General features: G+C 35.3%; 11 protein-coding genes and 4 tRNA genes. 10 read left to right on the top strand and 5 right to left on the bottom strand.

The window, feature by feature from the left end:
• The first annotated feature begins 189 nt into the window (after window positions 1-189).
• From ACFINH_RS03900 to mazG, 6 genes are read left to right on the top strand one after another with little or no spacing between them, the layout of a single operon-like run.
• The gene (locus ACFINH_RS03900; RefSeq protein ID WP_005773457.1) at window positions 190-474 is read left to right on the top strand and encodes an acyl carrier protein; all 285 of its coding nucleotides are present in this window, start codon (window positions 190-192) and stop codon (window positions 472-474) included.
• A gap of 10 nt (window positions 475-484) precedes the next feature.
• Window positions 485-1,660: a beta-ketoacyl-ACP synthase gene (locus ACFINH_RS03895; protein WP_375613070.1), complete on the top strand. Its 1,176-nt coding sequence runs from the start codon at window positions 485-487 to the stop codon at window positions 1,658-1,660.
• 15 nt (window positions 1,661-1,675) lie between these two features.
• Complete coding sequence (locus tag ACFINH_RS03890; RefSeq protein ID WP_375632193.1) at window positions 1,676-2,950, top strand: beta-ketoacyl-ACP synthase; 1,275 nt, start codon at window positions 1,676-1,678, stop codon at window positions 2,948-2,950.
• Window positions 2,951-3,007: 57 nt separating this feature from the next.
• Window positions 3,008-4,036 carry a zinc-binding dehydrogenase gene (locus tag ACFINH_RS03885; RefSeq protein ID WP_375613072.1) on the top strand — a complete coding sequence of 343 codons (1,029 nt, stop codon included), beginning with the start codon at window positions 3,008-3,010 and terminating at the stop codon, window positions 4,034-4,036.
• Between the two features lie 6 nt (window positions 4,037-4,042).
• Window positions 4,043-4,972 (top strand): lipid A biosynthesis lauroyl acyltransferase, encoded by a 930-nt coding sequence (locus ACFINH_RS03880; protein WP_375632258.1) that lies wholly within the window; start codon window positions 4,043-4,045, stop codon window positions 4,970-4,972.
• Window positions 4,973-5,001: 29 nt separating this feature from the next.
• Window positions 5,002-5,817 carry a nucleoside triphosphate pyrophosphohydrolase gene (gene mazG / locus ACFINH_RS03875; RefSeq protein ID WP_375632192.1) on the top strand — a complete coding sequence of 272 codons (816 nt, stop codon included), beginning with the start codon at window positions 5,002-5,004 and terminating at the stop codon, window positions 5,815-5,817.
• 70 nt (window positions 5,818-5,887) lie between these two features.
• Here mazG and ACFINH_RS03870 read toward each other — a convergent pair whose 3' ends face one another.
• Window positions 5,888-6,253: an iron-sulfur cluster assembly accessory protein gene (locus ACFINH_RS03870; protein WP_375632191.1), complete on the bottom strand. Its 366-nt coding sequence runs from the start codon at window positions 6,251-6,253 to the stop codon at window positions 5,888-5,890.
• 608 nt (window positions 6,254-6,861) lie between these two features.
• Between ACFINH_RS03870 and ACFINH_RS03865 the strand changes: the two genes are divergently transcribed.
• Window positions 6,862-6,938: transfer RNA gene (locus tag ACFINH_RS03865), tRNA-Pro, on the top strand.
• Between the two features lie 252 nt (window positions 6,939-7,190).
• Here ACFINH_RS03865 and ACFINH_RS03860 read toward each other — a convergent pair.
• Window positions 7,191-7,658 carry an Hsp20 family protein gene (locus ACFINH_RS03860; protein WP_273791398.1) on the bottom strand — a complete coding sequence of 156 codons (468 nt, stop codon included), beginning with the start codon at window positions 7,656-7,658 and terminating at the stop codon, window positions 7,191-7,193.
• A gap of 259 nt (window positions 7,659-7,917) precedes the next feature.
• On the opposite strand from ACFINH_RS03860, the gene ACFINH_RS03855 reads away from it, so the two are divergent.
• From ACFINH_RS03855 to ACFINH_RS03845, 3 genes are all read left to right on the top strand, one after another.
• Complete coding sequence (locus tag ACFINH_RS03855) at window positions 7,918-8,835, top strand: serine aminopeptidase domain-containing protein (RefSeq protein ID WP_375632190.1); 918 nt, start codon at window positions 7,918-7,920, stop codon at window positions 8,833-8,835.
• Window positions 8,836-9,676: 841 nt separating this feature from the next.
• Complete coding sequence (cpdR, locus tag ACFINH_RS03850) at window positions 9,677-10,039, top strand: cell cycle two-component system response regulator CpdR (RefSeq protein ID WP_005773448.1); 363 nt, start codon at window positions 9,677-9,679, stop codon at window positions 10,037-10,039.
• A gap of 97 nt (window positions 10,040-10,136) precedes the next feature.
• Window positions 10,137-10,211: transfer RNA gene (locus ACFINH_RS03845), tRNA-Val, on the top strand.
• A gap of 1,874 nt (window positions 10,212-12,085) precedes the next feature.
• Here the strand turns inward: ACFINH_RS03845 and ACFINH_RS03840 are convergent.
• From ACFINH_RS03840 to ACFINH_RS03830, 3 genes are all read right to left on the bottom strand, one after another.
• Window positions 12,086-12,162: transfer RNA gene (locus ACFINH_RS03840), tRNA-Arg, on the bottom strand.
• Between the two features lie 39 nt (window positions 12,163-12,201).
• Complete coding sequence (locus ACFINH_RS03835; RefSeq protein ID WP_375611556.1) at window positions 12,202-12,507, bottom strand: ETC complex I subunit; 306 nt, start codon at window positions 12,505-12,507, stop codon at window positions 12,202-12,204.
• Between the two features lie 89 nt (window positions 12,508-12,596).
• Window positions 12,597-12,673: transfer RNA gene (locus ACFINH_RS03830), tRNA-Pro, on the bottom strand.
• Window positions 12,674-12,883: the final 210 nt, after the last annotated feature.

Below are 12,883 nucleotides of genomic sequence, written 5' to 3'. Positions count from 1 at the left end.
ATGCGCAATAAAATTTCAAAGTTTTTTAAATATTGAGATATAGTATTTCATGTACTGTAAACCTCTTTTCTCTATAGATAAAGACAGCTATATTCTGGATTAAGTCTTTTTTTTAAAGAGAAAAAAGGCTAGAAGAACAATATTAAATGTATTTTGAATTTACTAACTCTATAATAAGGAATCCGTACATTGCCTTCCACGTTTGATAAAGTTGCTGATATCATTGCAGAAATCAGTGAAATTGATCGCAATACAATTACACCTGAGAGTCATACAATTGACGATTTAGGAATCGACAGTCTTGATTTTCTTGATATTGTTTTCGCTATTGATAAAGCTTTCGGAATAAAAGTCCCTCTAGAACAATGGACACAAGAAGTCAACGAAGGTACCGTTGCAACAGAAGAATACTTTGTTCTTAAAAACCTTTGTGCAAAAATTGATGATCTCGTTGCCTTAAAACAGGCAGAGTAGTTTTTTCGCCATGCATGATCAATCTGTATTCATCACTGGTATAGGTCTCATAAGCTCTCTGGGGGAAGGAACTGATCAACATTGGAATCTCTTAAATGATCCAATCCGTACACCAAACCTAGATTATACAACTTTTTCACCTTATACGGTTCATAAATTGCCCGAAATTGATTGGAGTTTACAAATTCCTAAAAAAAGTGATCAACGGCAAATGGGAACATGGCAGCGTCTTGGTACCTATGCGGCTGGTCTTGCTCTTGATGATGCCGGCATGAAAAATAATGAACAACTCACTTCAACAATGGATATGATCGTAGCGGCAAGTGGGGGAGAACGTGATATTACTGTTGATACACAGATTCTTTCTAAAGCGCGCGCAGTTGCCGATCATGCTTCTATGTTAAATGTTGCTCTTTCAACTGAACTTCGTCCAACATTATTTTTGGCACAACTTTCAAACCTTTTGGCAGGAAACATTTCAATTGTTCATAAAGTCACTGGATCATCTCGTACATTTATGGGAGAAGAAGGCAGTGGTCTTTCTGCACTTCAAATTGCTGTAGCTCGTATTAAATCAGGTCAAAGTACCCATGCTCTTGTAGGAAGTTCCTATAATGCACAAAGTTATGATATGTTGTTGGCGCATGAGCTTGGTGGTCTTTTAACCCATAATGGATGGAGCCCAGTGTGGGATCGTGGAATCTATCCAGGCGGCGGTGTCATAGCAGGTTCTGGTGGGATCTTCCTAGTTATTGAAAGTGGAGAACATGCCAAAAAACGCAACGCACGTGCTTATGCTGAAATTAGCCAAATTATTACAGACCAAACAGATAGAACCAAAATTCCACTTAGAGATTCAATTGCAACAATGTTAAAAACTGCGGGCGCTAAATCTGCCTTAGCCATTTCAGCAGCCTCAGGAGCTCACGAAGCAACAAAAGCAGAACAAAATGCTCTTGATAATGCTGATCTATCTTACCGTGGCATTACAACATTATTTGGTTATATGCGGGAAGCACAATTTCCTCTAGCTCTAGCTCTTGCAGCACTTTCAATTGAAAAAAAACGCGGTTTTCCAGCGTTAAGTCCTCATGAAAAACCTTTTTCTAAAGAAGTACGTGAAATATTTGTTACAACGATTGGTATAAAAAGAGCTGAAGGTATTGTGCGTCTTACTGCTGTTTGAAGGGGAATTTCTATAGTGAAATATCATGATCATTTTGGGCGTCCACTTGTAGCAATAACTGGTGCAGGCATTGTCACATCACTGGGACAAGGGAAACATGAAAATTGGCAAAAATTAACAAGCGGTGTAAGTGGTATCCACAAAATAACACGTTTTCCCGTTGAGGGATTAAATACATATATTGCTGGAACAATTGATTTTCTTAAAGAAAGTACACTTGGTGCTTCAGCTCTCTCTGAGAAGCTTGCACATCTTTCTGCTGAAGAAGCTTTAGAACAAGCTGCTATTGATAAAAAAAACTTTAATGGACCACTCTTTCTAGCTGCTCCTCCTGTTGAACTTGAATGGAAAGCACGTTTTAGTCTTGATCAAGAGGAAGAATTCAATAATGAGCCTTCTTATGCACATCTTCTTAAAGTCTGTAAGGATAAACTCCATGAGACGCTTTTTGAATCCACACAATTTGGTGCAATTGCAGAAAAACTTCAAAAAACATTTGGCACAAAAGGACTTCCTGTTACACTTTCCACTGCCTGTGCATCTGGTGCAACAGCAATTCAATTAGGTGTTGAGTCTATTAGACGGAGAGAGACAAATAGAGCTCTCATAATTGCGACAGATGGATCAGTTTCAGCAGAATCTCTTATTCGTTTTTCGCTACTATCTGCTCTTTCAACTCAGAATGAGCCTCCAGAAAAAGCAGCAAAACCCTTTAGCCGTGATCGAGATGGTTTTGTTATGGCAGAAGGCTCAGGCGCTCTTGTTCTTGAATCTCTTCAAAGCGCATTAAACCGTAATGCTACAGTTTTAGGAATTTTAGCTGGCTGTGGAGAAACCGCCGATGACTTTCACCGTACACGTTCAAAACCCGATGCATCACCAGCAATTGAATCCGTTCGCAAAGCTTTAGACGATGCAAAAATAACCATCAATGAAATTGACTATATTAATGCCCACGGAACTTCAACACCTGAAAATGAAAAAATGGAATATCTTGCATTATCAACAGTATTCGGTGATCTTTTAGAGCATATTCCTGTCTCTTCTAATAAATCAATGATTGGGCATACATTAACTGCTGCTGGTGCAATAGAAGCGGTTTTTTCGCTTTTAACCATTCAATCGGGAATACTTCCACCAACAATAAATTATGATAATCCTGACCCTACTATCCCCTTAGATGTTGTTCCTCATCATAGCCGTAAGGCCTGTGTCAATGCGGTTTTGTCAAACTCATTTGGATTTGGTGGTCAAAATATGAGTCTTGTTATCACTACATATAAAGGATAATCCTGTAATAATAAAATTTTATAACGCTAACCAATAATATATTTAAGGGGGATGATAATGCGTGCACTGCAACTCTTCGATGATCGTCGGCTTGAAATCACCAATATTTCCCCGCCATCTTCACCTAGTATAGGTGAAGTAACTGTGCGGATAAAAGCCGTTGCTCTTAATCATATTGATGTATGGGGATGGCGTGGCATGGCTTTTGCGAAAAGAAAAATGCCACTCATCATTGGTGCAGAAGCCTCTGGTGAGGTTATACAAATAGGAGATGGCGTTGAACATCTCCAACTTGGACAGATTGTCTCAATTTATGGTGCACAAACCTGCGGAGTATGCCAAGCTTGTCATGAAGGACGGGATAATCTTTGCAGTAATGTAAAGGGAGTCTACGGTTTTCACCTTGATGGATTTGCGTGTGAGCTTGTCAATTTGCCAGCACGTTTATTAGTTCCATCACCTCCCCAATGTGATGAATTGCAAGCAGCAGTTGCTCCAATTACTTTTGGTACCGTAGAACATATGCTTTTCGATAACGCAAAACTACAAGCAGGAGAAACAATCCTGGTACAGGCTGGTGGCTCAGGTATTGGTTCTGCAGCCATTCAACTTGCAAAACACATGGGCTGTACAGTTATCACAACTGTAGGTTCAGATGAAAAAATTGCAAAAGCGCACTCTCTTGGGGCAGATCATGTGATTAATTATCGTAAAGATCGTTTTGAAGGTGTAGTGCGTAAATTAACCCAAAAAAAAGGTGTTGACGTTGTTTTTGAGCATGTTGGTGTCGATACATGGAACGGTTCTCTGTTATGTATGAAAAAAGGAGCACGCTTAGTGACTTGCGGTTCTACCTCTGGTGTTTCAGCACCAATAAATCTCATGCAATTATTCCAGCAACAGCTTAAAATATTCGGTTCATTTGGCTGCCGTATGGAAAATATGAAAAATGCCATGCAAAAAATGGCACAAAAAGCCGTACACCCTGTCATTGATACAATTGTTGGGCTGGATGAAATTGATACAGCTTTAAAACGAATGGAAAGTCGTGATGTTTTTGGTAAAATTATCCTTAAAATCGATTAAATCATGATGAAGCTTTCTCTTAAAAATCTCATATATCGTATTAAAATTATAGCTAAAAAAATATCCTACTTGTTATGGGCATATCTACTCTTTGGTTCTTTATTTATTCTAAAATGTTTTCCAGCCAAAATGGGAATTTCTTTTTTTGCTTGGTTAGCAAAAAAAATTGGTCCCCTTGTACATCGTCATCAAATCACACTTGCAAACCTTAGGAGTGCATATCCAGAAAAAACAGAGCAAGAACTCCGTGCGATTGCAATAGAAATGTGGGAAAATATAGGACGTTTCCTAGCCGAATATATTTTTCTTGATAAAATTTTTGATTTTGATCCTCATGCAGACGAGCCAGGTTTCATTGAGGTTAAAGGCATTGAAATATTTGAGCGATTAAAAAATGAAAAAAAACCACATATTTTTTTCACCGCACATACTGGCAATTTTGAACTTCTGCCTATTTGTGCACAAAGTTTTGATCTTAATGTTACGGTATTATTTAGACCACCCAATAATCCCTATGTTGCCAAACGAATCCTTAAAGCACGACAAACTTCTATGGGACATCTTGTTCCCTCCAAGGCCGGTGCCGCATGGGCATTAGCAGCCAAATTAGAAGAAGGTGAAAATGTTGGTATGCTCGTTGATCAAAAATTTCGCCGCGGTATCATGGGAACATTTTTTAACAGACCTCTTAAAACAAACCCCTTAATTATAAAACTTGCTCGACAATATGACTGTGATATTTATCCAGCACGTTGTATTCGTTTGCCTAGAGGACGTCATCGTTTAGAGTTATATGAACATGTAGAACTTCCACGTGATGAAAAAAATGATATCGATATAGCTGCTTCTACGCAAAAATTAAATGATATTGTTGAATCTTGGGTCCGTGAATATCCTGGACAATGGATGTGGTTACATAGACGTTGGGACATCTAAAGCTCTATTGCTTACAAAGGAAGTGCAAAATGTTAGCCTCAAAAGATATCAAAGATCTCACTGCAATTATCACTGCATTACGAAACTCTGATAATGGTTGTATCTGGCATAAAAAACAAACTTTTGAATCCCTCATACCCTATATGCTCGAAGAAGTTTACGAAGTCATCGATGCCATTGAACGAAAGAATCGAAAGGATCTCTGTGAAGAACTTGGGGATCTTCTTTTACAAGTTGTCTATCATGCTACCATAGCACAAGAAGAAGGCAGCTTTACTTTTGAAGATGTTGTTTATGCAATCACGGAAAAAATGATTCGACGCCATCCTCATGTTTTTGGAAATACCGAGCAAAAAAAACGAGGATTTATAAAAGAGGAGTGGGAATATATAAAAAAAAGAGAACAGGTTGAACAAAAAAGAATGTGCGAAGAAAAAAACAACAATTCCTCCATAAGCATACTCGCAACAGTAAAACAAATCCAGCCAGCAAACCAAGAGGCACTTGCTTTACAAGAAACAGCAGCTAAAGTAGGTTTTGATTGGCAAAAAAGTGATAAAGTTTTTGAAAAAATAGAAGAAGAACTGGAAGAGCTCAAAGAAGCCATCAAAAATAAACAAAACTCAGAGATAGAAGCAGAGTTTGGAGATCTCTACTTTATACTTCTTAATCTCGCGCGCCACTTAGCGATTGATTCACAAAAAGCATTAAAAAAAACGAATATAAAATTTCGAAATCGTTTCGCCTATATTGAAGAAAAGCTATCCACTCAATCTAAAACACTCACTGACGCATCCTTGAATGAAATGGAAGCACTTTGGAAGCAAGCTAAAAATGAACGATAAAAAATAGTAGATTTCTTCTACCTAAAAGAACAAGCTCCTCTAAAATTACTTAATTATAATTTAGCTCAGCTCAATTTGTTTTATATTGATCCTGCGTAGCAGGACGAAGTTCCACCGATTCGCCACACCCGCATGCTGAAACTTGATTAGGATTTTTAAAGACAAAACCAGACCGCAGCGTTGTCACTTCATAATCCATCTGCGTCCCTAATAAAAATAATACCGCATCATGTGCTACAAAAACACGGGCACCATTCACTTCAACAACATCCGCATCTATCCCGTTTTCTTTGACAAGAGTAATTGTATACTCCATCCCTGCACAGCCACCTTTTTTGATACCAACAAGAATACCCTGTGCATCTTTTGCATCCATAATCGCTTTAACACGATCCACTGCTGCTTGCGTCAAATTTATTACCGAAAAACGGCTCATCCTTTATACTCTTTTCTTAGTTCAATAGACACTTTGAAAGTTTTTCCTCTATAATATTTTATCTGATATTTTAGAAAAAAAACAACAAAACATAAATTAAAGCATTCTGATCTTGTTTATTTGGATAAAAATACATACCCGTAAAATGAGATTTGTGATTATACAATCCAGAACTTACAATTTTTTATCCATATAAAATGAAAATGCCTCGTCTATAAAACTCTAAAAAACGAAAACTTTTCAAAACCATACATTCACTCCTCTTCTTTTGAAAATCTTTATCTTTTTAGAAAAGTAACGATTAGGTAAGAAAAAAATATACCTTCAGCACTCATTTGCTCCAATTCATACCTCTACACCAATCTTACCCCCCTCCTCACAATCTCAAAAGTAATTAAATTGCATACATCTATTAACTATAGAGCTAAAAATTTAATGATCACAAAGAATTTTACAAATTCGTTATTTATCTTGAATTAACAACAAAATATTGATGTCCAAAATTTTTACTTTCAAAAGCTCTAAGTGCAAGAGCATTTTAGATTTTATTCTGTTTATTTTTTCTCTTGCCTTTAAAGAAACAGTCATTTAATCGTTTTACACGAACTCGGAGCGTAGCGCAGCTTGGTAGCGCACTTGACTGGGGGTCAAGGGGTCGTGGGTTCAAATCCCGCCGCTCCGACCATTTTTAAAATGCTATAAAATAAGCTTACTTAAAAAGTGAATTATTATGCATTTCAATTGCACACACATGAACTTTTTCTTCAACGTAGAATAATGTGCAATGATATTTTATCATAAATTCGAGATAAGCTGTTTTATTAAAATGCGCTTCGTTCTTAGGAAAACACATACGAAACGCGAGACCTTTTGCCTCGCGTTTTTTATTTTTCAGAAAAATTTATAATTATCCGATCTCATATTTTCTAAATTTTCTTTACACGATAATGTCGCTGTTATCATTTTTTGTAATGGATGGTGACATCTGTACGGTTATCTTTTTGGGTTTTAATTCAGCTGGCATTTCCCTTTTAAGCTGAATATGAAGAAGCCCATCTCCAAGTTCTGCCCCAATAACCTTAACATGATCAGCCAAATGAAAACGCCGTTCAAAAGCACGCGAAGCAATACCTCGATAAAGAAATTCTCGCTCTTCATCATCATTTTTAGACTTTCTGTCTCCCTTAACGATCAGCTGATTACAATGCGTTTCAATATCAATTTCATCTTGAGAAAAACCAGCAACAGCCATAGAAATTCTATAAGAATCTTCAGTTAAGCGCTCGATATTATAAGGGGGATAAGAAGAAACTTCGTCTGGTTGTGTTCTAGAATCAAACCAGTTAAAAAGATGATCAAAACCTACTGTGGAACGATAAAATGGTGAAAAATCTACTTGACGCATAATATTGCCCTCCTCTAGAGCGACTATAATTTATAATTAATTCACAAAGTTCCCACATGGCAAACTTACTTGTGAACCTGCGGCCCCATCATGGCAACCGCATTATATTATCTAGTAATCGTTTTTCTTTATTTCAACTCTTTGGGACCTAAATTGATAAAAACTATCTAAGAAGCAATATACCCCTTTTTTAATCCTCTTTCTTCATTACATAAATGTCAAAGCACTAAGCGGCAAATACACTGTAAAGGAATTTCAATTGGAAACACCTCTTTATCCCATAGACTGGGGTTCCACTCCTCTTAATATCCATCATGGTACTCTTAAAATAGCAATAGATCACGAAATTTGTTTTGCTATAACATATCCTGAGGTGGAAAAATCTAAGGGAACAATTGTTATTCTCAAAAGCTACGCAAATACTTTAGAAAAATATTTTTTATTAATAAATGAAATTTCTAGACGCGGTTTTCATACAGCAATATTTGACTGGTTTGATCAAGAAAAAATATCCCTCAAGATAAGAAAACAAAGCCGACATCAATATTTTGATATAAATAATGATATTAATGACTTATATAAATTTCTTACAAATATTGTTTATCCTAATTGTCTGCCACCTTACTCTATGCTCACCTATGGCATAGGTGGATTGATAGCACTTAGCGGATTAGATCTCATTAATCATCAGTTTAATAGATTGCTCTGTGTTTCTCCCCTTTTTGCTCCATTCGGCAATAAAACGAATGGTTTTCAACATAAATTAACACAATTTCTTTCTGATATAGGTCTTGGCTTTATACCAGCGAAAGATAGTAAAAAATTAAACAAGACAAAACAAAAAAATATACAATTAGGACACATACATAAAGTGCCGCTCCCTTCCATTAAGCCCCCAACATCCCAATGGATGGCTTCAGTATTTAATGCGATTGATTCTATGAAGAGAAATGTACTTCATGGAGATTTACGAATCCCAACACTCTTTATTCTTGCCAATCAAAACAATATTGCAAACAACATTGAAGTGCGGCAATTATGCCAACACACACGTCTAACAGAAAGTATTACTATTACAGGCGCTGAACTGGATACAATTATGGTTAACGAAGATTATAAAAAACAATTTTGGGCTGCATTTGATGCCTTTATTCCCGATAATGTATCTGTAAAATAACACTAAACCTTAATTTCCGCTCCGCCCCATCAAAAAAGAAAGTTTCTACGAGCATTGGATCTACAAACACTTTTAAATATAATAGATTTTTCTTTTCAACCACTCATATGATTTGTTTTCTAGCCTTTACAGGCAAGCCATAACCTAAATATTCACCACGCATTCTAATAAAAAACTAATATACAAAGTATATCATTACATTAAACAATATTATTTTACATCATAAAAACTAACTTAATAAAAAAACTATTTATATAAATAAAAATAATAAATCTATCTTAATATAACATGATACATATTTACAAATAAAGCATCAAAATACTATTTTTGATCTGTTATTAAGTGATAATTTAATATTATATCTAGGAAAACAATAGTTTTCATCTATTTAAGAAAAAACTGGAAATAAAGCGCATTTATAATATTTATTACAAATCTCTATAAAAACAAATAACTATAAAATTTCTATTTCTTAGGAGAACTTTTTAAAAACAATAAATTAACATAATATTCTTCTAATTTCTCGATATATGAAAACCCTACAATAACGGTTTTCATAAGTTTTTAAATGGAATTCTGATAATAATCAGTAACTTTAAAAGAAAAGATAGTAATGAATCATCTTAGTAGTTTTAGAGAACCCCTTCTTTTTTCAAAATCACATATATTTCGAATTTAACCAACTCACAACGAATATGCTGTATTTTGAATCAGAATGTAAGAATTAACCATTTTGCCATTCATTTCAATTATGAGCATTTTACCATCTTTTTTATAAATACTCTATATTGTATAATTGATGCGGCAAAACTCTGACAAATGGAGCCATTGGAATATAATCATGAAACGAATCCTGCTCGCAGAAGATGATAACGATATGCGTCGCTTTCTCGTAAAAGCCCTAGAACGTGCAGGCTACGAAGTCGCCGACTTCGATAATGGTATTAGCGCATATGAACGTTTACAAGAAGAGCCATTTTCCCTTCTCCTGACTGATATTGTGATGCCAGAGATGGACGGAATCGAACTCGCACGACGTGCTACTGAGATTGACCCTGATTTACGAGTAATGTTCATTACAGGTTTTGCAGCGGTAGCACTCAATTCAAATAGTGATGCCCCTCCTGATGCAAAGGTTCTCTCTAAGCCATTTCACTTACGTGAACTCGTCAATGAGGTTGAAAAGATCCTTATCGCTGCTTAAAAAGTATTTTTTAAAGTTATTTGCATCTGTTGAAAGAGAAAATAAAATTAGGCATTGACGTTTGGCATTCTATATGGTGTATGCAACATCAATGAATGGGCGTGTAGCTCAGCGGGAGAGCACTACGTTGACATCGTAGGGGTCACAGGTTCAATCCCTGTCACGCCCACCATTCAACTTTATAGTATAAATAAATTATCGAATTATCGTATTCTTCCAAGGTACGGGATGCGTAAATAAAGATTCGGAAATAAGATTTTGCAACATGCCTCTACAAAGGGCATACTTTACGGAGTGTTTCTAATATTTTTTACGTTCTGATAGCGCCTCTTAGGGGAAGCCATCTAAAAGTATCACAAACGTAATAACAGCCTCATTTTGCAACAGATTAGAAGTTTGATTTTAAAATTCTTTCCACAAGCATAGGCTTCCGTTCTAAAAAATATTGTTTGTTTCCTGATCTATCCCCTGTTTTTCTTAATTCTTTCATGTCTATTGGTATACAACTTGTTGTCCAAACAGTTAGATATAACCACAGTCACTTCGATAGATATAAAACACTTAACCTTAGAGCTGTATTTTGAGTTTACCAATTACAGATTATAATAAAATATTAAAAAGAGTAAAAAAACACGATAAAAGCAAATTTTTTCATTCTAAAAATACATTTGATTTATAATCATGTTTTATTGTTTGCCATGTTGAATGAGAAATCCGAATATCGTAATGTTTTCTCATTTCAAACCTATTTATATTGAATTAAACAAAACCGTCTCTCTTACACGTCATAAGAGGAATTAATATTAAGTAAAAATTGTATAAAAAAGCACAAAAATGCCGATAAATGCCTCAAGTGCTGAGATCTATTGCAACATCGGAGGCTGACAAATAGGCAAAGTGTATGATAATGTCAGTTTATTTCTTCATAAGTGTAAAGATGATGGAGCTCAATGGATTTATCATTGTACCATTTATGAGCGCCAGCGTGAAGTGAGCTTTAAGAGATATCTCTTAAAACAAAGCCTGTAAAATGGCATTCTCCTCACACTGTATTCTTATTGAAATAATGATCACCTTGAACCGTGTGAGTTTAGATCTTCAAAGCTCATCTGCATAACATTTTAATGTGATTGTTATCCAATATTAAAATACTTCTAACATGATGTACAAACTATAAAGAAATAAGAAAAAACATTTGAAAATGTAAATATGAAATCTAAAAATTTAACTCTAAGATACAATCTATCTTCATTCATATAAATACACAGTATACATTCTTAAACCTATAAGACTAAGAAAACCTAAACATTGATGAAACCTATAACCCTACCTGAGAAACAGTGACAATCAGGTTAAATCAAATTGTCCGAAAGTGTCTCTCATTGAAAAAAACAATATCTTATCTGGACGGCACATATAACATCTTTTTATACGAAAAAACTATAAAGAAGTAATTCGTTATGAATCACAGATTCCAAGACAAGAAGATATTTTCCACCTCTTGTGCCATCTGTAAATTCTCATCATAAACAGATATCGTTTTTATTCTTCAATGTTTCATAAACTGTTCTAAATCGAATCCATCATGCCTTGTATCTAATCAAAATCGATCTTACCAAAGATCATGCTAAAAAACGTAATAATATTATTCATAAAAAATAAAAAAATCACAATAGATGTTTTTTGGCAATTTCACCAGCACTAGCAGCAATGCTTAAATCTAATCTAAGAAATAAAATATTCATTTTCAGAAAGATGAAAAGAAGCTCATAAAAAAGAGTTTTTGTAATCTGTTTCCTAAAGCATGTGATATAGTAGCAACATGCGGCAAGAATATGCAATGCTAAAGTTTCAGCAATCAAAAGCAATTTTTACTGAAAAAAGAGAAAACAGCATCATTTTATACTAAAACAGTCAACAGAAAACGTGTAGCAACAAAATAAACCAAAAAACATCAAAAAGGTTCGGGATTATACAGAAAAATAAGCTAATAGAATAAAAGGAAAACTCTCTAACTTTTTATAGCCTATAAATATCATTTAAACATGGTGATCCCGACAGGATTCGAACCTGTGACCCACGGCTTAGAAGGCCGTTGCTCTATCCAGCTGAGCTACGGGACCCAACTGATTATTTTCTCAATTCAAAATAGCATCTTCAATTCAATGTGTCCAAGAATGCTGCCGATCACTGCGAAAATTATCAGAATAAGAAATAGCACGTCGAATCGATGTATGTTTCTTTTCTACACGGTAAGAGATAGCATTCTTACGTGCAAAAGCAATCGCTTCTTCCTTCCTATTAAATCGAATCTTTACCTGATTATTCATATCAGACGTTGCCGTATAGCCCATAAGAGGTTCAAGCATTTTTGCTTTCATTGGCTCATACTCTAGAATCCAAAAACCTGTATTCCCCTTACCTGACTGCATAGCTGTCTTAGCAGGACTATAAATACGTGCGATCATGCCTTTTTCCTTCAGATTACACAACGCTTGGATGATAGTTTCTCACCACACGTACCCAATTGGGTCATTCTCACACACTCAATCAAATATGGTCGGAGCGATAGGATTCGAACCTACGACCCCCTGATCCCAAATCAGGTGCGCTACCAGGCTGCGCTACGCTCCGCCATTTACATTTACTTGATGCACATTTCCTAAAATTTTCACAACAGAAGTGCAAGAGAAAAACACACTTTTTTTTAATTTTGTTGCATTTCTTTACAAAAAAGCACATTTTTTAACTTTTCCCCCTACCCAATAACAAATTTATTGAGAAATAGTAGAAAATAACTTCCGTAAGAAAATCCAATCTATATTAAAAAATAACGAATTTCTC

It is taken from the genome of Bartonella sp. AA74HLJMH (genome assembly GCF_042197045.1).
In the GTDB taxonomy this organism is placed as follows: Bacteria; Pseudomonadota; Alphaproteobacteria; order Rhizobiales; family Rhizobiaceae; genus Bartonella.
This window is presented reverse-complemented; position numbering and strand designations above follow the sequence as displayed.